Annotated in this window: 20 protein-coding genes; 13 read left to right on the forward strand and 7 right to left on the reverse strand. The window is 54.4% G+C overall.

The window, feature by feature from the left end; all coding sequences use genetic code 11:
• Position 1 precedes the first annotated feature (1 nt).
• Complete coding sequence (locus tag K6123_RS05115; protein ID WP_221794817.1) at positions 2-643, reverse strand: DUF6436 domain-containing protein; 642 nt, start codon at positions 641-643, stop codon at positions 2-4.
• Between the two features lie 91 nt (positions 644-734).
• Between K6123_RS05115 and K6123_RS05120 the strand changes: the two genes are divergently transcribed.
• The 4 genes from K6123_RS05120 (at position 735) to K6123_RS05135 (ending at position 3,694) form a co-directional block, all read left to right on the forward strand.
• Entirely contained in the window at positions 735-1,625 is an 891-nt protein-coding gene (locus tag K6123_RS05120; RefSeq protein ID WP_221794819.1) for a thioredoxin family protein, read from the forward strand.
• A gap of 155 nt (positions 1,626-1,780) precedes the next feature.
• Positions 1,781-2,248, forward strand: a complete 468-nt coding sequence (locus K6123_RS05125; RefSeq protein ID WP_221794821.1) for a bacteriohemerythrin — start codon at positions 1,781-1,783, stop codon at positions 2,246-2,248.
• Between the two features lie 98 nt (positions 2,249-2,346).
• Positions 2,347-3,384, forward strand: coding sequence for an NADP(H)-dependent aldo-keto reductase (locus tag K6123_RS05130; protein WP_221794823.1), 1,038 nt, complete (start codon positions 2,347-2,349; stop codon positions 3,382-3,384).
• Between the two features lie 79 nt (positions 3,385-3,463).
• The gene (locus K6123_RS05135) at positions 3,464-3,694 is read left to right on the forward strand and encodes a cysteine-rich CWC family protein (protein WP_221794825.1); all 231 of its coding nucleotides are present in this window, start codon (positions 3,464-3,466) and stop codon (positions 3,692-3,694) included.
• Positions 3,695-3,739: 45 nt separating this feature from the next.
• On the opposite strand, the gene K6123_RS05140 is transcribed toward K6123_RS05135, so the two are convergent.
• Positions 3,740-5,161, reverse strand: a complete 1,422-nt coding sequence (locus K6123_RS05140; RefSeq protein ID WP_221794827.1) for an MATE family efflux transporter — start codon at positions 5,159-5,161, stop codon at positions 3,740-3,742.
• Positions 5,162-5,331: 170 nt separating this feature from the next.
• On the opposite strand from K6123_RS05140, the gene K6123_RS05145 reads away from it, so the two are divergent.
• The 3 genes from K6123_RS05145 to K6123_RS05155 all read left to right on the forward strand — a co-directional run bounded on the left by K6123_RS05145 (position 5,332) and on the right by K6123_RS05155 (position 9,273).
• Positions 5,332-5,925 carry an elongation factor P hydroxylase gene (locus K6123_RS05145; protein WP_281423901.1) on the forward strand — a complete coding sequence of 198 codons (594 nt, stop codon included), beginning with the start codon at positions 5,332-5,334 and terminating at the stop codon, positions 5,923-5,925.
• Between the two features lie 12 nt (positions 5,926-5,937).
• Positions 5,938-7,383 carry an ATP-dependent RNA helicase RhlB gene (gene rhlB, locus K6123_RS05150; RefSeq protein WP_246624631.1) on the forward strand — a complete coding sequence of 482 codons (1,446 nt, stop codon included), beginning with the start codon at positions 5,938-5,940 and terminating at the stop codon, positions 7,381-7,383.
• 150 nt (positions 7,384-7,533) lie between these two features.
• Positions 7,534-9,273: an ATP-binding protein gene (locus K6123_RS05155; protein WP_221794831.1), complete on the forward strand. Its 1,740-nt coding sequence runs from the start codon at positions 7,534-7,536 to the stop codon at positions 9,271-9,273.
• 9 nt (positions 9,274-9,282) lie between these two features.
• Here K6123_RS05155 and K6123_RS05160 read toward each other — a convergent pair whose 3' ends face one another.
• The 3 genes from K6123_RS05160 to K6123_RS05170 all read right to left on the reverse strand — a co-directional run bounded on the left by K6123_RS05160 (position 9,283) and on the right by K6123_RS05170 (position 12,005).
• Positions 9,283-10,113: an alpha/beta fold hydrolase gene (locus tag K6123_RS05160; protein ID WP_221794833.1), complete on the reverse strand. Its 831-nt coding sequence runs from the start codon at positions 10,111-10,113 to the stop codon at positions 9,283-9,285.
• Entirely contained in the window at positions 10,061-10,786 is a 726-nt protein-coding gene (locus tag K6123_RS05165) for a TorF family putative porin (RefSeq protein WP_221794835.1), read from the reverse strand. The genes K6123_RS05160 and K6123_RS05165 overlap by 53 nt, the downstream gene beginning before the upstream one ends.
• A gap of 145 nt (positions 10,787-10,931) precedes the next feature.
• Positions 10,932-12,005 (reverse strand): DUF2817 domain-containing protein, encoded by a 1,074-nt coding sequence (locus K6123_RS05170; RefSeq protein WP_221794837.1) that lies wholly within the window; start codon positions 12,003-12,005, stop codon positions 10,932-10,934.
• 63 nt (positions 12,006-12,068) lie between these two features.
• Between K6123_RS05170 and K6123_RS05175 the strand changes: the two genes are divergently transcribed.
• The 4 genes from K6123_RS05175 to K6123_RS05190 all read left to right on the forward strand — a co-directional run bounded on the left by K6123_RS05175 (position 12,069) and on the right by K6123_RS05190 (position 15,837).
• Entirely contained in the window at positions 12,069-13,901 is a 1,833-nt protein-coding gene (locus K6123_RS05175; RefSeq protein WP_221794839.1) for an ABCB family ABC transporter ATP-binding protein/permease, read from the forward strand.
• Positions 13,898-14,683 (forward strand): 5'-3' exonuclease H3TH domain-containing protein, encoded by a 786-nt coding sequence (locus K6123_RS05180; protein WP_221794841.1) that lies wholly within the window; start codon positions 13,898-13,900, stop codon positions 14,681-14,683. Before K6123_RS05175 ends, K6123_RS05180 begins: the two co-directional genes overlap by 4 nt.
• Before the next feature lie 123 nt (positions 14,684-14,806).
• Positions 14,807-15,223 carry an acyl-CoA thioesterase gene (locus K6123_RS05185; protein ID WP_221794843.1) on the forward strand — a complete coding sequence of 139 codons (417 nt, stop codon included), beginning with the start codon at positions 14,807-14,809 and terminating at the stop codon, positions 15,221-15,223.
• Positions 15,220-15,837 (forward strand): MiaE family protein, encoded by a 618-nt coding sequence (locus K6123_RS05190; protein ID WP_221794845.1) that lies wholly within the window; start codon positions 15,220-15,222, stop codon positions 15,835-15,837. The genes K6123_RS05185 and K6123_RS05190 overlap by 4 nt, the downstream gene beginning before the upstream one ends.
• Positions 15,838-15,892: 55 nt before the next feature.
• Here K6123_RS05190 and K6123_RS05195 read toward each other — a convergent pair whose 3' ends face one another.
• Entirely contained in the window at positions 15,893-16,072 is a 180-nt protein-coding gene (locus K6123_RS05195; protein WP_221794847.1) for a hypothetical protein, read from the reverse strand.
• A gap of 239 nt (positions 16,073-16,311) precedes the next feature.
• Between K6123_RS05195 and K6123_RS05200 the strand changes: the two genes are divergently transcribed.
• Both K6123_RS05200 and K6123_RS05205 read left to right on the forward strand, forming a co-directional pair.
• Positions 16,312-17,202 (forward strand): alpha/beta fold hydrolase, encoded by an 891-nt coding sequence (locus K6123_RS05200; protein WP_221794849.1) that lies wholly within the window; start codon positions 16,312-16,314, stop codon positions 17,200-17,202.
• A 172-nt stretch (positions 17,203-17,374) separates the two neighbouring features.
• Positions 17,375-17,839 carry a DMP19 family protein gene (locus K6123_RS05205; protein WP_221794851.1) on the forward strand — a complete coding sequence of 155 codons (465 nt, stop codon included), beginning with the start codon at positions 17,375-17,377 and terminating at the stop codon, positions 17,837-17,839.
• 103 nt (positions 17,840-17,942) lie between these two features.
• Here K6123_RS05205 and K6123_RS05210 read toward each other — a convergent pair whose 3' ends face one another.
• Positions 17,943-20,378: a Lon protease family protein gene (locus K6123_RS05210; protein ID WP_221794853.1), complete on the reverse strand. Its 2,436-nt coding sequence runs from the start codon at positions 20,376-20,378 to the stop codon at positions 17,943-17,945.
• Between the last annotated feature and the right edge of the window lie 161 nt (positions 20,379-20,539).

The following is a 20,539-nucleotide window of genomic DNA, read 5'->3' on the forward strand; positions in this document are numbered from 1 at the left end:
ATCAGTCATGTGGCCATGGGCAGAAACAACCGCTGCCCGCCACATTCACAAACGGCCCGTATTCGCCAGTGCTCATGCGACGTACGATATTGGGGAAAAAATCGTCGTTAGCGACACTGCACAAGGCTCCAAAACCATAGGCACCGTAATAGCCCAGTGCGCCATCACTACGTAGCAACGCCAGCGCTGGTGAGACGGGTGGCTGAAAACCGGAAGCCGCCTTGATCAGCAAGATACGGTCGCCGTTCAGCTGCCGAAACTGTTGCAGCGTGGCTTCCGGCGTACCAGCCGGTGCGACCGCCACAATGCGTAATTGCTGCTGATCAAAGGCCTCTATCAGACCTTCAAAGTGACGTTTGCTGACCTGGTTGCAAAGACATTCCGGATTCCAGAAATGCAGTAAGGTAACCGTGTTGGTATTGGTTGGGGCGGGTATCTGATCCAGCAATTGCTGTAGTCCCTGCTCAACCTGCAGGGCGTTAGGCGGCGCTGAATCGGCCGCCAGAAATGGTCTTACTACCTGAGCCTGAAACCACCACAAGGCGATCCCGGTGCCCGCCAGCCATAACGCGACGACCAGGCCAAGAACCAGATTACGATGATGGGCTAGAGGGCCGGGACGGGATTGGCTTGATGTACTCATGGAACTCTGTTTGGCTGATCAGGTTGGCGATGCGCTGGAAAGCGTCAGGGCCAGAGTGTAACCTGCCTTTCCCCGTATACGACACCGTTTGATGATTGATCCAAGGCTCACTCCCGACGATTTGCTGATGCAAATCCAGCAGCAATCCCGCCAACAACTGGTGCTGGTGGACTTCCAGGCCAGCTGGTGCTCGCCCTGTCGTGCCTTGTTGCCGGTGCTGGAAAAGCTGCAGCGGGAATTTGCCTCCCAGCTGTTGCTGGTCACTATCGACGCCGACCAGCATCCCGATCTGATGAGCCTGATGGCGGTTCGTGGCCTGCCGTCGGTGTTGCTGTATTTGCATGGTCGTGAAATCAACCGCTTTACCAAAGCCTTGCCTGAAAGCCAGATTCGCCAGCTGCTGGCACCCTATGTGAAAGCTCCGGAAGCCGAATTGAAACAGCAGGCAGAGGCGCTGTTTCAGCAATCTCAATGGCTGGCCGGGCTGCAGAAGCTCGAGCAGGTACTGCAACTGCCGACCGCCAACGCCCGTGATATGGCGCGTTATTGTCAGCGCCTGATGGACGCTATGGCACATCATCCGGAACTGCGGGAACGTTTGCCGCAACTGCTGGATAATATTCCGGCTGACTGGCAACGCGACCCGCAGATGCAACATGCGATTTCGCGCTGGCATTTACTGGCGCAGTCGCCCTGTGATCTGGCTCGGTTGAAACAGAATTTTCGCAGTCATCCAGGCCCGCAAAACCGGCTGGCACTGGCTCAGGGGCTGGCGGCTGCGGAACAGTATGATCAGGCGTTGAAACTGCTGTTAGGTTTGCTGCGTCGTCCTTGTCCGGACGAAGTCTTTGAAGCGGGCAAACAGTTGCTGATCGAGTTGATTAATACCTTGCCGGATCGTGGTTTGGCCAATCAATATCGGCGTGAGTGGTTCAGCTATTTACGTAGTCGAGAGCTGTCTGAAGACCCGGATCAAGCCTGAAAAGCGGCTCATTGGTCATACAAGTGGTCGAAAAGTACTGGTTCCAATCTACATAACAAGCCAGTTATACGGTGCTTTTTTCAAATTTGATCTTCATCAAGCTTTTCAAAAAATCCGTCGATAGCATCGGTCCTTCGTTAAACAGGAGATGACTCATGGCTTATTTCGAATGGAACACTTCGTACGATATTGGCGTAGACATTATCGACAGTCAGCATCGCCGTATCGCCGACTATGTGAACGGTCTTGATGAAGCCATCAAGTCGGATGACAAGGCTGCCGTTTTTGATCTGATGGAATTATTGAAGGACTACACCTTCGATCACTTCGCCTTTGAGGAGCAATTGATGGAGCGGGCAGGTTATCCCTTGCTGGATGCCCACCTGGTGGTGCATCAGCGCTTCAGGGCCAAGGTCAACGATTTCGAATACGCCCTGCGCTCCGGAGACGACCCAATAGGCGTTGCCCGCAAGATCCGTAATGAACTGACCCGCTGGCTGATTCAGCATATTCAGCACGAAGACCAGAACTACGCTGCGGTGGTTCGCAAGGCATTGAAAAAAGAAAGCAGCTGGGTTTCGGCGGCACTGACTCGTATTTTTGGCACCGAGACCCGGGTTTGAGCTGGCTGTTCTGAAGAAAGAACACTGGGTTCAGCCTGTCTGATGAGACCTTCGCTGCTGCCAAGGTATACTTGGCAGCTCAATAAACGGAGGTAACGATGGAAAAGCGTCCACTCGGCAACACCGATCTGCAGGTCACCAAATTGTGTCTTGGTACCATGACCTGGGGTGAACAGAACACCGAGGCAGAAGCCCATGAGCAAATGGACTATGCCGTAGCCGCAGGCATCAACTTCTTTGATGTCGCAGAAATGTACCCCGTGCCACCCAAGCCAGAAACCCAGGGCCGTACCGAAGAATGTATTGGCAGCTGGTTTGCCAGGACCGGCAAGCGCCAGGACATTATTCTGGCGACCAAGGTGGCTGGCCCATCCTTTGGTGGCAGTCATATTCGCGGCGGCTCACGCCTGAATCGTGAACATATCAACCTGGCGATTGATTCAAGCCTGCGTCGCCTGCAAACCGACTATGTTGATTTGTACCAGCTGCACTGGCCGGAACGTAATACCAACTTCTTTGGCAAGCTGGGGTATCAGCATCAGCAGGATGGCGATATCACGCCGATTGAGGAAACCCTCGAAGTGCTGCACGAGCTGATCAAGCAGGGCAAGATTCGCCACTACGGTCTCTCTAACGAAACGCCATGGGGCACCATGAAATTTATTGCCGAAGCCAAACGCATCGGCATGCCAGCCCCGGTTTCGGTACAGAATCCCTACAACCTGCTGAATCGCAGCTATGAAGTTGGCATGGCCGAAGTGTCTATCCGGGAGCAATGTGGTTTGCTGGCCTATTCTCCGCTGGCATTTGGCGTGCTGACGGGTAAATACCTTAACGGTCAAAAACCTCCCAAAGGCCGTTTGACCCTGTTCGAACGCTTCCAGCGTTATAACGGCGAACTGGCCGACAAAGCTGCTTCCCAATACGCCGAATTGGCTCAACAGGCGGGCATCAGCCCGGCGACATTGGCAATGGCGTTTGTCACCCAGCAACCGTTCGTTACCAGTAATATTCTTGGTGCCACCACCATGGAACAGCTGAAAGAAAATATCGACTCAGCGGCGGTAGAATTGAGTCAGGAGCTGATTGACGGTATTAACGGCATTCACGCTGTTATTTCCAATCCATGTCCTTGATTGGATCGTCTGATAGCGCACAGCAGCTGTCGAAGTGCTGTGCTCTGTTATAGGTTCATGGAAATATCAGGAAGCCACTTTGACTGAACAACCAATAGCAATTGATCCATTGGTTTGCCCGCTCTGCGGTCAAGCCAATTCCTGCGTCAACCTGGCTGAAAAAGACGTCAGCAAATCCTGTTGGTGTAATGACCCGGCGCTCACGTTCCCGGAGGCTCTGCTGGCCCAAATTCCTCCCGAGCAACGCCGTAAGGCCTGTGTTTGCAAGGCTTGTGTTCAGGCGTTTTTAAACAAAAATACGCGGCACTAAAAGTCGTCGGGACTGATGATTTTCTTGCGGTTCCTGGTTGTGGCATCAGGGCATAGCTGAAGAGGCTGATGTTCGTTGGCAGATAACTCGTAGTCGAATCGTTAACGCGATTGCTGCACAGCTCAGCCCGATAATCAGACCGGTCCAGAAGCCCTGGGCGCCAGCAGCGGGAATATCCAGTGCTGTAATGCCGTGGAAGGCCAGCAGGTAACCGCTGCCCATACCTAACGGCCAATAGGCGATAAAAGTAATCAACATCACCACAAAGGTATCGTGATAGGCACGCAGGGCACCGGCAGCGGCGACCTGGGTGGCGTCAGACAGTTGAAATACAGCGGCATATAACAACAAGCTGGCAGCCAGTTGCACAACCTGGTGATCCGGCGAATAAAGGGTTGCGATTGGTGTCGCCAGGAAAGTGATCAGTAAGGCGTTCACGACTGCCAGCGCAAGATTCAGCCGGACTCCCAACCATGACGCCTGTTTGGCGCTCTGAGGATCATCACTGCCCAGGTAATGGCCAACGCGCACGGTGAGTGACATTCCCAGACTGAGCGGCACCATAAATGTTAATGACGAAACATTGATCGCGACCTGGTGGCCAGCAACAACAACTGGCCCGAGATCTGTCAGGAATAAAGCGACGGTGGTAAACAAACTCACTTCAAAGAAAATGGCCAGACCTATCGGAACGCCAATACGCAAAAGTTTGCGAACCTGGGCAAAGTCCGGCTGCAGGCAGCGTTTTACCAGCGCATAGTGCGCCGGAATCCGGTGTTTACGGGTATTGCGGGCCATTGCGAAGGCCATGCCGACAAACACCAGACTGCTGGCAATCCCACATCCCACACCTCCCATTTCCGGCAGGCCAAACCAGCCGTACACAAAAACAGCATTGAGCGGGATGTTGGCCAGCAGGCCGATGAGCATGACACCGGTCACATGAATGGGCTGATTCAGTGCTTCGGCGTAATAACGGTAGGCCAGGAAGACACCTACGGCAGGGAAGCCAAGTGCAATGGCCAGCAGATAGTCAGCCGAAATCCGTGCAGTAACCGGGTCATCAATCAGCCAGTTAACGAAGCTGGCTCCGAGCCACAGCAGAATCCCCGCCAGAATCCCCGCGATCAGGCCAACAAACAGGGTCGTTGCCAGCAAATCAGGTAAGGCACTGGCACCCGAACGCTGGCCGGATGGTTTGTTGATTGCAGCATTCAGATTGGCGGCCAGTGGTGACACCGCAACCAAAATGCCCGCCAGAAACAGCCATACCGGCAGCCACACGGAAGTCCCAACCGCTACGGCGGCCAGATCCCGGGTGCTGACGTGGCCGGACATCAAGGTATCGATGGTCCCCATGCCGATTTGAGCCAGCTGGGTTGCCAGAATCGGCAGCATCAGCCGAAACAGGGCCTTGCGTTCGCGCTTGGTAAAAGAGGGGCTGGCGGTTGAAACAGATGTGGTCACAGGGTTTTCGCAAGGTTGGCAGGAATGGATTGAACAGGCGCTGCATTGTGCCGATGCGGCCGCGAAAAACCAACCACTGTTGACAAGCCGGTCAGGTTTTTGTGGCCATGCCAACATGGCAGACTGGTGATATACTCGCCAACCCTTTGGCAAGTATTCGCGTGTTGTTCTTGACTAGTCAGTTTTCGCCTGTTGCTGCAACTGCCGTATCGGCAGAGAGTCTGGACCCTGATGATCTGATTCAGGTGTTTGACCAATTGTTTGCCTGTATCGAAAACACCCGCCTGATAGCCGGAGATGACGAACCCATCTATTTGCCAGCCGATGACCAGCACGACTACCACAGGGTGGTCTTCGCCCATGGCTTTTACGAGTCTGCGCTGCATGAAATTGCCCATTGGTGTATTGCCGGCAAGCAGCGTCGTCAGCTGGTGGACTTTGGCTACTGGTATGAGCCAGATGGCCGTTCGGCAGAACTGCAACGCGAATTCGAGCAGGTAGAAATCAAACCACAGGCGGTTGAGTGGCTATTGTCCGAAGCCTGTGGTCGCAAGTTTCATATCAGTACAGACAATCTGGACGGTGATCCCGCGGAAGTAGAGGCGGGCCGCCGACAATTTGCCTTTAATGTATGGCAGCAGGCCCGGGTTTACCTGCAGCAGGGCTTGCCCCCGCGTGCAGAAGTATTAAAACAGGCGTTACTTGATTATTATCAGCGCCACGACGTTTATTCCGCCGATCTGTTTGTGCTGGAAAGACTCTGACTGGAGACACTTTTGTTAAAAAACATTATTAACGCACTTTCAGGCGGCAAGCAGGAATCCAAACCGGCGAAGTCGACCAAAACCAACAACAGCGCCGCCGCCAAACCGGCTGCGCACCAGCGTGGTGATCAGCCACAGGCTGGCCACAGTGGCAAAACCAATGCGGCTGGCAAGTCTTCTTCCAGCGGTAAAAAGCGCAGTAAGAAAAGCAGCTCCGGTTCCTCAGGTTCTGGTTCGCATTCCGGTTCCCGTCCTGCTAACAAGCCAGCGGAGATTACCGCGCCATGGGATCCAGCCGAATTCAAGGTCGATGCGGTTGAAGGTAAAACCCGTTTCCACGATCTCGACTTGCCCGATAGCATCATGCATGCAATTCAGGATCTCGGTTTCCATTACTGCACGCCAATTCAGGCGGAAAGCCTGCCAGCGGCCCTGCGTGGTCGTGACACCATTGGTCAGGCGCAAACCGGTACTGGTAAATCAGCAGCCTTCCTGCTGACCATCATGAATCGTTTGCTGACTGTTAAGCCGGAACAGCGTTTTGCCAGTGAGCCACGTGCGCTGGTGATTGCCCCAACCCGCGAGCTGGCCCTGCAGATTGGCAAGGATGCGGATGGCCTGGCGAAATATTCCGGTCTCAACATTCTTACCGTTGTCGGCGGCATGGACTATGAGCCACAGCGCAAGGTGCTGCGTAACGAAGTGGTCGACATTCTGGTGGCAACGCCGGGTCGTCTGATCGACTTTATGCGTAACCAGGACGTCTTCCTCGACCAGGTGGAAGTGCTGGTACTCGACGAAGCCGACCGTATGCTCGACATGGGCTTTATCCCCGATGTGCGCCGCATCGTGCGGGCAACGCCGCCGAAGGATCACCGTCAGACCCTGCTGTTCTCGGCTACCTTCAACTTCGACGTACGAATCCTGATTGACCAGTGGACCCGTGAGCCGCTGAAAGTCGAAATCGAACCGGAGCAGGTTACTACTGACCGGGTTGAACAGCATATGTATCTGGTCGCGGAATCCGACAAATTTGGCTTGCTCGAGCGTTTCCTCAAGCAGGAAAATCCGGAACGCTGCATTATTTTCGCCAACCGTCGTGATCACACCCGCAACCTGTGCGACAAGCTCAACAAGCGCGGTTTCAAGGCGGTGCTGCTGTCGGGTGAAGTGAATCAGCAGAAGCGGGTGAAAACCCTCGAACGCTTCCGCGATGGCGAAGTCACCATCATGGTGGCCACTGATGTGGCCGGTCGTGGTATTCACGTTGACGGCGTCAGCCACGTGTTTAACTACACCTTGCCGGAAGACCCCGAAGACTACGTACACCGTATTGGCCGCACTGGCCGTGCTGGTGCCAAAGGCCAGTCATTCAGCCTGGTATCGGAAGATGATGCCTTCTCATTACCAGAGCTGGAAAAATATCTGGGCGTGAAACTGCCGTTGAAGCAGGCATGATCCAGAGTTGAAGAAAACGGGCACAGGTTGCCCGTTTTTTTATGTCTTTTGTACGGATTGACTGGCCTGTGGCTGATGAAGCTGAGCGCAGGATGCCAGCCTGCTATGCTGTTCTGAAAAAGCCGGATTACTCTCAACGGAGGCAATCGGATGCGAAAGAACCCGCGGTTACCGCAATTGCAGGAGCTGCTACAGCAACACTTTCATCAGGCCGGGTTCGATCTTGAGCAGGAGCTTGCCAACAGCGAGGCTATTTTCAACTCCCTCAAGTTCAACCAGTACTCGCTTGAAGTTGCTTCGTACGAGGTCTTCTGGATGAGCAAGGACTCCCGCATTGTTAACGTCAACCGGGCAGCGTGTGAGCGTTTGGGGGTATCTCGACAGGATCTGATTGGCGTCCCTGTTTGGGACTGGGACCCTAATGTTACTGAAGAAAACTGGCCACAGATCTGGAACAATCTGAAAGATGCGTTGCACGTAAACTTCGAAACCCTTCATCGTGACAAGGACGGCTGCGAGTTTCCGGTAGAGGTTCGATCTCATTATTTTGAACTGGATGGCGAGGAATATGCGGTAGCGTTTGCGACGGATATATCCGAGCGGCGTCAGGCTGAAGATGAGCTTAAACGTTATCAGGAGCAACTCGAAGAGCTTGTCGAGGAGCGCACCCGTGAACTCACAAAGGCCAAGGAGCACTCAGAAAAAGTCATGCTGGAGCTGAAGGCGGCAAAGGAATCCGCTGAGGCCGCTGATCGTGCCAAAAGTCAGTTTCTGGCCAACATGAGCCATGAAATTCGCACTCCCATGAATGGCGTTTTGGGTATGATCAACCTGATGATGGAAACCGCGCTGACTGCAGAACAGCGCGAAATGGCGACCAGTATTCGCTATAGCGCCGATTCCCTGATGACAGTGATTAACGACATTCTGGATTTTTCCAAAATTGAATCCGGCTGTCTGGAGCTGGAACAGCTGGAGTTTGATTTACCGGAAATGTTGTCGCTGTTCGCTGATTCGATCAGTCACCGGGCCACCGAAAAGGGCCTGCGATTGATTTGTCCAGCGCAGCCGGTACCCCTGCGTTGGGTTGTTGGTGACCCCGGGCGATTACAGCAAGTGCTGTTCAATCTGGTCGGTAATGCCATCAAATTCACTGAGCAAGGCTCTATATCGGTTAATTGCGAGGCGAAATTGCAGGGTGACAAGGTTCAGCTGCATTTTACCGTTAGCGATACCGGAATAGGCATCAGCGCGACCGACAAACAACGCTTGTTTGAGCGATTTTCCCAGGCCGATACCAGCACCACCCGTCGCTACGGCGGTACCGGTCTTGGCTTGAGCATATCGCGGCAGATTGTCGAGTTGATGAATGGCGAAATCGGCGTGGAGAGTGAACCCGGTAAAGGAGCCCTGTTCTGGTTCACAGTCACGCTTCAGGTTGGGGACCAAATCCATGAGAAAACCAATCAGGCCCGGCTGCCGCAGTCTGAAAATGAAAAGTACCCGGAATTTAAAGGGCGCGTGCTGCTGGTAGAGGATAATCCGGTTAACCAGAAAGTAGCGCAGGGTATGTTGAAACGCTTTGGTCTAACGGTCGATTTGTCTACCAACGGGCGACACGCTCTGAATCAGATCGTTACAGGAAATCGTTACGATCTTGTTTTTATGGATTGCCATATGCCGCTGTTGGATGGCTATGAAGCTACCCGTCTGTTACGGCAGGAATATCAATATCGAACCCTCCCCGTGATTGCGATGACGGCGAATGCCATGAAGGGCGATCGCGAGCACTGTTTGCAATCAGGCATGAATGACTATATTTCAAAGCCAATCGATCTGGACTGTTTGCTTGCGGTTTTACGGCGTTGGCTACCTGTAGCAGAACAATAGCCAGTGTTTTCACCAGGATTGCATCGTTCGTTCAATGCTCTGCACCAGCCAATGGCAATCATCCAGAGGTAAGTCATGGCCTGCGTGCGGGTGCTCGATTAATGGTTTGTGCCAGTGCGCGGCTATTTGGCGACTGCAATCAGGTGACACCAACCGGTCGCCGTCAGCGGTATAAATAAAGCTATGTTCCACCGGTGCCTGCGCCGGGCCTTGCCAGCGACTGGCGGCTTTTATCTGGGTCAGGATATTGCTGGTTTGCAGCGGATTCTGGCGGGCGAAGCTTTGCCACTGGCTCCGCAGTTGAGGAGTTGTTGGCTGACTGACGGTTAATTGCAGAATCCCGGCTTCCAGGGCGGCAGGGTCGGATAACAGTCTGGGGGTCAGACCTAACAGCCGGGCAGCCGCGCGCGGCCGCATCCGTTGCCAGGGGGCTGAAAAGCGGCCGAAGCTGGTGTTGATCAGATGCAGTTCGGCGATTTCTTCAGGGTATTGGCTGGCCCATTCGGTAGCGATCATGGCCCCCATGGATATGGCGACCAGGCTGAGTGGATGACTGTTATCGGGAAACAGCAAACGGGTTTGCTGACGCAGGTCTTCCATCATGGCGTTGATAGTTGCCGGGGTGGTCTCGCGGCAACGTTCTCCATTGCCTGCCAGTTCCGGCATGATGACCTGTTCGACCAGTGGTAATTTGAGTAGCTCGGTGGGGAACTGATGCCAATGAAAGCGGCTGCGAATCAGTCCCCGAAGTAGTACGCAAACCCGTTCAGGTTTGCTGGTGGGCGCCTTACCAGAGGTCGAAGTAGCGGTGGACGCCGAACTGGAATGTGGTGCCTGCATCAAAGTCGCTCGTCAGGTTGGTGCGTTCCAGCGTCAGGCGGTAATCGTACTTGTTGTAGGTACGTTCGACACCAACGCGGAAATGCCAATAGCTGTCGCGGTTATCGTTGCCGAAGTTGTAATCGTCGTCGATTTCCATATAGCGATGCTGGGCAGTATAGAACTCAAAGTCAAAGCTTTTGGTGTGCAGGGTGTAGGAGGCTTCCAGTACCCGGCGGGCAAATTCGCTGCCCTGATAGTTGCTGGTACGGCGCCAGCCAAGCACCAGTGAGCGATCCAGTGTCAGCCGCAGGAATTTGTCGGTGTAGTCTTTTTCATCTGCTTCCCAGTCGCCGTGGAACGTTGAGCGGGTCAGGCCCAGGTCGATACCAACACGCGATGTCAGCGAGTGTGAAAAACCGGCGTAGACATCCCATTCAGAATGCGCGTTGTCGGCTTTGTGCTTGATTTCACTGCCCCAGAGGCCGCCATAGAATCCGCTGGAATGAATATAACCGGCGCCAGCCTGAGCGGCGTATTTGCCACGGGTTTCACTGATGCCGTCACGCATGTATTCGCTAACGACGCCCAGTTGGGCAGAGACTTCCGCTTGAGTAGCGGCTGAGAACAACAGGGCCGTAGCCAGAATCAGTCGGTTGGCCATTCGGTTAGCCAGAGGGCGTGCAGACAGCATCGTGAAATTCTTTCTCTGTTCAGGGTAGTGGCAATTCAACGGGCGCTTATCATACGGAATCCGGCGCTCTGTGTCGCCTTGCCGCTGGCTTCAGACTGCCAGTAATCCTTCAGGTTCCAGCCCGGTGTGTGCTGATGGCTATATTTCAGGTTGTCAGCAGACTATTTTCGCGAGCGATATCCGGATACCAGCGCTCCTGTGCGCGGGCATTCAGCTGCTGGCGATGTTGCTGGTTATCGGGGACCCAGGCCGACTGATTGGCCAGTGCGGCCATTAAAAAATCAAACAAGGTACTGTGGCGCCGCAGGATGCGCTGATGGCGGTGCGGCAGGATCGGGTTGAACAGGCTGTGGAAGCGGAACAACTGTTGCGGATTTTTCTTCACCCAAGTCCAGGAGCCCATCTCCAGGGTCAGAGGCAGAAAAATACCGTTGGGATTCTGACTCTGGTAACCGTCATACAAATAATCCCAGACATCGCCCGAGGTGGTGTAGCTGTGAGCTTGCGGTTCAAACAGATAAAGGCCGTGGTTGGGGTAGGAATGCTCGAACAAGTGGGTCAGTGAATAGGCTTCTGGCAGGCCTTGCCAGGGCAACAGGCTTTTGGCGTACGGAAACCAGATGCGGTCGCGGTAACCAAAACCGCTGTGGCAGTCGAGTGAGATACACAGCGGCTGGGTGAACAGGGTTTGTTCAATCACGCTGGTTAACGCCAGATTTTCAGGCTCCATCGCCTGGCCTTTTTTACCGCGATACCAGGGTAAGGCTGCGCTGATTCGCTGACCGCCAACCAGCAGTGGTGGCCGGTGTTCGGCTTCCACCGGGGCGTTACGCATGAGATCAACGCCGGTTGCGGTACAGCGACTGTTGTTCCACATACCGGAGGGATTCACTAACGGAATAAACAACAGCCTGAGTCGCTGTAGTTGTTGTTGCAGCTGTTCATCCCATTCCAGCCGGTGCAACAGCGAGCGCAGAAACGCAAGGATGATCTGGGTGCCGATACGCTCTACGCCATGGACGCCGCCAATCAGAGCCAGGGTTGGCGCAATGGTTGCCCTCGAGCCCATTTCGATGGAGTAGATGGGCAGCTTCTCGCCGGCATGGGAAACATGCGCGGGAGCGGATATACGCATGACATCGCGGCCTTCCTCAATCAGGGCTTCCAGCTCAACCAGTTCCGGCAAGGCCTTTTGAATGTGGTAGATTCGACGGCTCATCAACATCCTCCGAAGTTCGGCTGAATCCTCCAGCCGTTCTGTTAAGCATAGGTTACAACATTCATGAAGTCGTTTGGCGCCAGAAGCTACGAAGCCAATCCACCGGTCCGACAAGGTTGGCAATGGCTGCAAACCCTGCTGCCGTATTTATTTGAGTTCCGCTGGCGGGTGGTGGTTGCGGTGGTTTGCCTGATCGGTGCCAAACTGGCCAGCGTGGGGATGCCGTTTCTGCTGAAGCACCAGATCGATCAGCTGGATCAGTTGCCCAAAGGCATCGAACTGGAGCAAGCCTGGGGCTGGTTGCCGCTGGCGTTGTTGCTGGCGTATGGCTTGGCGCGGTTGATGTCAGTGTTGTTTGGCGAAATTCGTGATCTGGTGTTTGGCCGTGTCACCGAGCGGGCTATGCGGCGAACCACTCTGAAGGTGTTCCGTCATTTGCACAGTCTCAATCTGGCTTTTCACCTGGATCGCCAGACAGGTGCCTTGCAGCGTGATATTGAGCGCGGCGTGCAGGGCATCAGCTTCCTGTTGAGGTTTCTGGTCTTCAATATCTTGCCAACGCTGCTGGAGCTGGCGCTGGTGATTGGTTTGTTGCTGGCCAATTATCCGCCGGAATTTGCGCTGATTACGCTGGTGGCGGTGGTGTTGTACGTGGTGTTTTCGGCGCGCATGACTGAATGGCGTACCCGTTATATTCGCGAAGCCAACCGCATGGATTCGACCACTCATGCCCGCGCCCTCGACAGTTTGCTGAATTACGAAACCGTCAAATACTTCAATGCCGAACAGCGTGAAGCCGCCGCCTATGACAGCGCGCTGGCGCAGTGGGAGGAGGCGCGTCAGAAAAATCGTTACACCCTGTTTGGCTTGAACTCCGGCCAGGCGCTGATTATCAGTCTGGCAGTTGTTTCCATGATGCTGCTGGCAGCCTGGAACGTCGTTATCGGAGTAATGACGCTAGGCGACTTCGTCTTGATCAACGCCTTTATGTTTCAACTATTTATGCCGCTCAATTTCCTCGGCTTTGTGTATCGGGAATTGAAAGCCTCGATGGCCAATATCGAACGCATGTTCGAGTTGCTGGATGTCGATAGCCAGGTTGCTGACGACGGCCAACAAGCGTTGCAGATTCAGGCCGGCGAGGTGGTCTTTGATGGCGTGCGGTTCGGCTATCGGGATGACCGCGAGGTGCTGCAGGGCTTGAATCTGACACTGCCCGCGGGCAAAACCTGTGCGGTGGTGGGCTTGTCTGGCGCGGGTAAATCAACCCTGACGCGCTTGTTGTTCCGCTTCTACGATCCGCAACAGGGCGAAATCCGCATAGACGGTCAGCCCATTCGTGAACTGCCGCAAGCGGATTTACGCAGCTGTCTGGGCATAGTGCCGCAGGACACCGTGCTGTTTAACGACAGTCTTAAAAACAACCTGCTGTACGCCCGCCCGCAGGCAACGGATGAGGAATTGCAGCAAGTGATTGCCATGGCGCAACTGCAACATCTGATATCGCTGCACCAGGAAGGCTGGGATGTGATGGTGGGTGAGCGTGGGCTGAAGCTGTCCGGTGGCGAAAAACAACGCATTGCCATTGCTCGTATGTTGCTGAAACGGCCAACCATCATGTTGTTCGACGAGGCGACCTCATCACTGGATTCTCAAACCGAACGGGCAATCATGGCGGCGATCAAGCAAGTGTCTCGTGGCCATACCACGCTGATCATCGCCCATCGGCTGTCGACCATCATTGATTGTGACCAGATCGCGGTGATGGACGGCGGCGTTGTGGTTGAGCAGGGCGACCATCAAGGTTTGTTGGCGCTCAACGGCCATTACGCCCGTTTGTGGCAGTCCCAGCATCAGGCCGATAACGGCGATGAAACCCGGGAGGCTGGCGCATGAAGTTGCTGATTGTTGATGCCATGAATCTGATTCGGCGGGTGTATGCGGCAGTCGAAAACACCCCGACAGCGCTGGAGGCAACGCTGGGTCGCTGCATCGCCACTATTCACAATAATCTCGAATGGCTGGAATGCAGCCATGTCGCCATGGTGTTTGAATCGGAAGCCAAAACCTGGCGTCATGATTTGTGGCCGGATTACAAAAAAGGTCGCTCACCAATGCCGGATGCCTTGCATCAGGCTCTGGAGGATCTGCGCCGCCAGCTGCAGGCTGCAGGCATTCATTGTCTCGATCAATACGGCTGGGAAGCGGATGACGTCTGTGCTGCCCTGGCCAGGCGGGCGCAACGCCATGGTATCTCCAGCGTGATTCTGTCGACCGACAAGGGCTTCTTTCAGCTGGTCGGCCACAGCATCCAGATTGCCAATCACTTTGACCGCAAGCTGTTCGATGCAGAAGGTGTGCATCAGCGTTATGGGCTGGCGCCACAGCAGTTGCCGGATTTCTGGGCTTTGACCGGTGATACCACCAATCATTTGCCAGGCGTGACAGGATTTGGGCCGAAGACCGCTGGCGCCGTTCTGGATGCCTGCGGCTCGCTGAATCGCGCCCTGATTCAGCTGGATCAGCTAACGGAGCTGGCGGGTTTGCGCGCCAGTCTGGTGGCCCAGTTGCAGCAGGACTGGCAACTGGCATTGCTGACGCGGGAATTGGCGACTCTGACAGATTCTGTACCCATTGAACTCAACTTCCGCGAGTTGCGTGCGCCCAGGCCGCAATAGTTTGCGGGTGTGCCGCTGTTATTGATTTAAACGAATGTTTGAATTGAAACGATCGTTTGATTAGACTGCCAGTCGCTGCTTTTTCAGACCGGTAATTTCAAACCGGCAAAAAATGGGGACTCTATGGCAACAGATATCAAGGTGCGCGGCTATCACCTCGACATTTACCAGCACGTCAATAACGCCCGCTACCTGGAATTTATGGAAGAAGACCGCTGGGACTATGTTGAGCGTTACGAATTGCTCGAGTTGTTCCAGCGTGAAGGCCTGGCCTTTGTGGTTGCCAATATCAATATTTCCTACCTGCGGCCAGCGCTGGCCGGGGAAACCATTCGTGTCAGTTCCCGGATCGACAGCCTTGGCAACAAGAGTGGTGCTGTACAGCAGCAGATTCAGTTGCTGAGAGATGGCGAGGTGGCCGATACCATCGTCGAAGCTCAGGTGACTTTCTGTTTGGTTGACCTGAAAACACAGAAAACTGTGCCAATTTCCGGTAATGTTCGCGCCTCGTTGGAAAAGATGATTGAGGACGGGCTATGAACCTCGATGAGGTATTAGCGGAAATTAATGAATTTTTGGGCTGTGCCACCCCGGATGCTTGGGTGACCGAAGCGCTCAAACAGCAGGACATTCTGCTGATCGACCACGCCAACTGTGAAAAGAAGGCGGCGACTACGGCGATGAATCTGCTTTACAAGCACATTGATCGTGAAGATCTGTTAAAGAAAATGAGTCAGTTGGCCCGTGAAGAGCTGCTGCATTTCGAGCAGGTGGTCAACATCATGAAAGAGCGTGGCATCGGCTATCGTCATGTGTCCTCTTCGCGTTATGCCTCTGGCCTGCGGGAAGCGGTGCGCAAGGGCGGAGTGCATGAGTTGATTGACGTGTTGATTATCGGTGCCTTTATTGAGGCGCGCTCGTGTGAGCGGTTCGCCAAACTGGCCCCATACCTGGATCAGCAACTGGAGAAATTCTATCGCTCGTTGTTGCGCTCTGAAGGCCGTCACTACTGTGACTACCTGACGCTGGCCCAACAATATTCAGATGAGCCGATTACCGAGCGTGTAGCCTTCTTTCAGCAGCTGGAACGTGAGCTGATTGAGTCACCAGACGAGGAATTCAGATTCCACAGTGGAGTGCCTTCCGCCGCCTGATGGTGAACGGAGCCGCTGTTGGGTCAGTGTGCTCCTTCTAACGCCTGTTGTAGACTCAGTCGCGGCAGGCGCGAATGATCTTCAGGCAGACGTCGGCGATCGTCTCGTATTCTTCTTCGGAAATTACCCGGGCGGCGAGGTCGCGACGGGCTTGTGACAGGCGTGCTTCAGCGTCTTTCAGGTCGGTGAAACGGCGGTTGTTTTCGAGTGCGCGGTGCATGGCTTGGGCGGTCATCGTTGTTCCCTATGTGTTGGTGTTTGCAAGTGCTCCTTGAAGTCCCTCGAACAGCTGTCAGGCAAAGAATAATAATTATGGGTGCCTGACCTCGAAGTCTTCATCTTCTTCTGTGTTCCTGAACCAAGTGTAATTCCATTTTGACGCAGGTGATTTGATCAATGCCCAGTTTGTAGCTGTGATTGGTCACATCTCCGACGATCCTTACAGGTGGTCGATAGAAGCATATGCTGAATAATATGAAATTTTATGGACTGACTGATTGGCGTTTAGTCTCAGACGGCACAATTTGTGGCTACCGGCGGGATGGTGAAAACGGCGCTCCGGGCGTGCATTTACTGCACGGCAATGGTTTTTGCGGCATGTCGTTATTGGCGTTAGCCGAGTGTTTACCGGCCTCCTGGACGATTCTGATATCCGATGCGCCAGGTCATGGGCGTTCACGAGCGGCTGCTCAGGCCTTTCCGGTTTGGTCTGATATGGCTGACACCTTGGCACGATTTGTTGCACATGAACTGGTGAATGACGGCTCATCTTCGAGCCAGTCAATTGTTGCCATTGGCCATTCGATGGGTGGCGTGCTGACGACCATGATGGCTGCCCGTCATCCGGGCCTGTTTGGCAAACTGATTTTGCTTGATCCGGTGTTGATGCCGGTGTCGATTATTCGGCTGCAGCAGGCGTTACGCTTGACTCGTTTGTGGCATATAAATCCGTTGGTCAGGCAGGCGCGTCAGCGTCGCAGTCGCTGGACTGATCGAGACGCGGCCCGACGTTATTTCCTCACCAAAAAACTCTATCAGAACTGGCACCCTCGCTCGCTGGACGGTTTTACTGCGTTTGGCCTTGTGGACGACGCTGCAGGCGTCAAATTGGCTTGTGAACCGGAGTGGGAGGGGCGATTGTTCGGTTCTGCACCAGATCGGCTCTGGCACAGCATACGCGGTGTTCAGGTGCCAACCAGGGTTTACACGGCAGGGCCGGAATTTGGTTTTATTGAACCAGCTGTCGAACGGGCGTTACGTATGAATCCGGCGTTCAGTAAGGAGGCGTTCGGGGGCTCACATTGCTTTCCAATGGAGCAACCGCAGCATTTGGCAGAAAAAATGTGCTGTTGGTTGGACAATTGATGACATAAAACTTGAGTAACAGGGCGGTTGTCTGTTATTCGTTTTAGTCAGCTGAGATATGGCCCGACACAGGTGCTAAATTGCGTTGTAAAACCTTTGTCAAAGTTTCGGCCTTCGGCTATCGTGATCAAACCTTCCAACCGAATAATTGCGAGAGTGTTGAGTTAGACCTATGAACGTGGAGATTCAGGCGGCACTTGATTTGGCCGATGAAACTGATTCATTTCTGCAAATCACTGATGTGATTTATGACAAGGAAACCGAGCAGGGATATGACGCTCTCTCGGATGCCGAAAAAACTGTCTTCTGTATTGACGGATTGCTGCGTGAAATGGAAAACGGCGGCTTCGGCCAGTTTTTCCATCATGACGTAGGTGCGTTGGCACTGGATACTCTTGATGCGCTGGAGCGCGTCAAAGCCAAGGTATCGCACTCCTTGCTGGATCAGTTGATTGGCTATTTTCCGGATCGTCAGATTCCTGCAGATGAAGATGACCGTATTGAGCTTTTCGACAAGATCGAAAATGAATTCTCGGATGAGATAACCGCTATGGACGATCGTTTTCACGAAGTCAGTGATGCGATTATCGGTCAGACGCTGCAATACGTCTCTCGCAATCTGAAAGAATTCAGGTAAACACCAACAAAAAACGCTCCCTCGGGAGCGTTTTTTGTTTTTGGCGTTACTGTCTGACGGCTTACGGGTATGTCGCTGACACACCCGTGCAGCCTTTCAGGTTTCAGTCCGCTTTCTGTTTGCGTGCCTTCTTGCGACCAGATTTTTTCTTGCTGCCCGGACGACCGGCCATGCCGGAAATCACCCGCAGCCGCTCGATAATATCGCCGTTAACGCTGCCAGTCGGGAAGTTGCCATCATCGTCAGCCGCGCCAGCTTCACGTTGCAGCAGGATTTCAATGGCTTCGTCGACGTGATGCACGCAATGGATGTGGAACCGGCCATCCGCCACCGCCTGAACCACCTCGTCGGCCAGAATCAGGTTGCGACGGTTGGATTCCGGAATAATCACTCCCTGGCTGCCGGTCAGGCCACGAGCCTCACAAAGCCTGAAGAATCCTTCGATCTTCTCATTCACGCCGCCAATGGCCTGAACTTCGCCGTACTGGTTAACGGAGCCGGTCATGGCGTAGCTTTGGTCAATAGGCGACTTGATCAGTGCAGAGATCAGGCACACCAGCTCAGCCAGTGAGGCGCTGTCACCGTCGATATAACCGTAGGACTGTTCCATCGCCAGGTGGGCAGAAATCGCCAGAGGGAATTTCTGGGCGTAACGGTTACCGAGGAAACCGCCCAGAATCATCACGCCCTTGGAGTGAATCGCCTGACCCAAGCTGACTTCACGCTCGATGTCCACCACGCCTTTGGAGCCTGGATATACCGTTGCGGTAATCCGCGCCGGTGAACCAAAGCTGGTGCCGCCCAGCGACATGACCGTCAGGCCGTTCATCTTGCCGATTGCCTGGCCGGATGTTTCCAGCAGCACGGTGCCGTCCATCATCTGTTCAAACAGCTTGTCGTAAACCCGTCCGGTACGCTGCTGTTTGGCCTCAATGGCACGTTCAATGTGGTGTGGACCGATATGTTCCTCGTTGGTCAGGGAGCGGACAAAATCCGCTTCTGACAGCAGGTCGAACTGCTCGCCGATATGAGCGCTGAGGCTGTCTTGTTGCTCGGCCAGGCGCGCGCTGTAACGCACCATGCGAACGATCGCGTCACGATTCAGCTGGGCGTAGCCCTGCTCATCGGCGCGGCTCTTCAGCAGCCGGGCGTAGGCGTGCAGGGTGGCGTCGGTGAGCGGCAGGTCATTGTCGAAATCGACCACGCTGCGGAACAGCCGGTTGAAGTCTTCGTCGTATTCCTGCAGCAGGTAGTAGATGTTGCGGGAGCCAATCAGTACCAGCTTGACTGACAGTGGAATCACGGCTGGCAGCAGGCTGGTGGTGTTGAGCAGACCCATTTCCGAATAGGGTGAATCCATCTTCAGCTGGCGCGATTGAATGGCGCGCTTGAGGGCGTCCCAGACAAAGGGTTCCTGCAGCACTTTTTCGGCATCCAGAATCAGGTAGCCGCCGTTGGCCTGGTGCAGTGCACCCTGGCAAATATGCTGATAGTTGGTTACCAGTGCGCCCTGGTCGCTGGTGTATTCGATGCGGCCAAACAGGTTGCCATAACTTGGATGCGGTTCATAAACCACCGGCGCGCCGCTGTCAGCCGAGTGGTGGGTCACCACGTTGGGCAGCAGCGATTCTTCCAGCCGGTTGCGCTTGACGTATTCCTCGCGCAGTTCCATCAGGCGGTCGTCGACCAGCTCTTCCAGTACCAGTCGCGGCAGGTATTCCTGCAGCTCGTCCAGATGCGATGAAACCCGGTCGTGATGGCCAAAACGCTCACGAATCGGCTTCAGCAGCGGCTCGATGGCTTCGCTGATGGTGTGCTGGTTCAGTTCTCGCAGCTGGTCGCTGCTCTCGCGTTTCCACTGTGGCAATTCGGCCAGCTGATCACCCAGCATTTGTTCGAGTTGGGCAATGGTTTCGTGGAAATGCTCGCGTTCTTCTTCCGGCAGCTGGGCGAAGTCTGATTCGTCCAGTGCCTTGCCTTCACGCATCGGCGTAAAGCTGATGGTGGAAGAATCACGGTATACGGCGACGCCCTGTTTGTGAGCTTCTTTTTCAACCTGTTCGATGGCCTTGTCGTATTTGCGGTTGAACAGGTAATCAATGGCCGCTTTTTTCTGCTGATAGGACGGATGTTCCAGAGCGGCCGGGAAGGTCGCCAGCAACTGGTCGATCAGCAGCCGAATATCATCGCCAAGCTGACTGGCTTCGGCAGGCTGTAATTCAATCACGCCCGGCTCGCGGGGGTTCTTGAAGTTGTTGACGTAACACCACACCGTTGGGGTGTCCTGACGCTTGGCTTCGCTTTTGAGGTAGTCGCGCACATAGGACGAACGGCCGGTGCCGGTGTCACCCATCACAAAGATGTTGTAACCGGAACGTTGCATGGCGACACCAAACTGGATGGCATTAACTGCCCGCTCCTGACCAAGCACACCATGGAAATAATCCAGCTCGGCGGTAGTGTCGAAGTTGAGTATGTCCGTATTGACTGCCTGGGTAAGCTGTTCAGCGGATAAACGAGTGGAAGCTTTGGCTGGCATGTTTTCCATCATTGCTAGGTTTACTGATATAAAAAGACCGTCTGGTGAGTCAGCGTTGAAAGGGTGCCGATCAGTGTCGTCGGACGATCCTGAAAAGCCAACAGTATGGCGATGGCGTGGGAATGGCAAGGATGCCAATCAAATCGTCGCTCTGTAAACCG

Origin of the sequence: Oceanobacter mangrovi (assembly GCF_019740315.1) — a bacterium.
In the GTDB taxonomy this organism is placed as follows: domain Bacteria; phylum Pseudomonadota; class Gammaproteobacteria; order Pseudomonadales; family Oceanobacteraceae; genus Oceanobacter; species Oceanobacter mangrovi.

What these genes read in the sequence shown, in the direction of transcription:
- K6123_RS05115 (WP_221794817.1), bottom strand. Translation starts at nt 643, where the DNA reads ATGAGTACATCAAGCCAATCCCGTCCCGGCCCTCTAGCCCATCATCGT.
- K6123_RS05120 (WP_221794819.1), top strand. Translation starts at nt 735, where the DNA reads ATGATTGATCCAAGGCTCACTCCCGACGATTTGCTGATGCAAATCCAG.
- K6123_RS05125 (WP_221794821.1), top strand. Translation starts at nt 1,781, where the DNA reads ATGGCTTATTTCGAATGGAACACTTCGTACGATATTGGCGTAGACATT.
- K6123_RS05130 (WP_221794823.1), top strand. Translation starts at nt 2,347, where the DNA reads ATGGAAAAGCGTCCACTCGGCAACACCGATCTGCAGGTCACCAAATTG.
- K6123_RS05155 (WP_221794831.1), top strand. Translation starts at nt 7,534, where the DNA reads ATGCGAAAGAACCCGCGGTTACCGCAATTGCAGGAGCTGCTACAGCAA.
- K6123_RS05160 (WP_221794833.1), bottom strand. Translation starts at nt 10,113, where the DNA reads ATGCAGGCACCACATTCCAGTTCGGCGTCCACCGCTACTTCGACCTCT.
- K6123_RS05165 (WP_221794835.1), bottom strand. Translation starts at nt 10,786, where the DNA reads ATGCTGTCTGCACGCCCTCTGGCTAACCGAATGGCCAACCGACTGATT.
- K6123_RS05170 (WP_221794837.1), bottom strand. Translation starts at nt 12,005, where the DNA reads ATGAGCCGTCGAATCTACCACATTCAAAAGGCCTTGCCGGAACTGGTT.
- K6123_RS05175 (WP_221794839.1), top strand. Translation starts at nt 12,069, where the DNA reads ATGAAGTCGTTTGGCGCCAGAAGCTACGAAGCCAATCCACCGGTCCGA.
- K6123_RS05180 (WP_221794841.1), top strand. Translation starts at nt 13,898, where the DNA reads ATGAAGTTGCTGATTGTTGATGCCATGAATCTGATTCGGCGGGTGTAT.
- K6123_RS05185 (WP_221794843.1), top strand. Translation starts at nt 14,807, where the DNA reads ATGGCAACAGATATCAAGGTGCGCGGCTATCACCTCGACATTTACCAG.
- K6123_RS05190 (WP_221794845.1), top strand. Translation starts at nt 15,220, where the DNA reads ATGAACCTCGATGAGGTATTAGCGGAAATTAATGAATTTTTGGGCTGT.
- K6123_RS05195 (WP_221794847.1), bottom strand. Translation starts at nt 16,072, where the DNA reads ATGACCGCCCAAGCCATGCACCGCGCACTCGAAAACAACCGCCGTTTC.
- K6123_RS05200 (WP_221794849.1), top strand. Translation starts at nt 16,312, where the DNA reads ATGAAATTTTATGGACTGACTGATTGGCGTTTAGTCTCAGACGGCACA.
- K6123_RS05205 (WP_221794851.1), top strand. Translation starts at nt 17,375, where the DNA reads ATGAACGTGGAGATTCAGGCGGCACTTGATTTGGCCGATGAAACTGAT.
- K6123_RS05210 (WP_221794853.1), bottom strand. Translation starts at nt 20,378, where the DNA reads ATGCCAGCCAAAGCTTCCACTCGTTTATCCGCTGAACAGCTTACCCAG.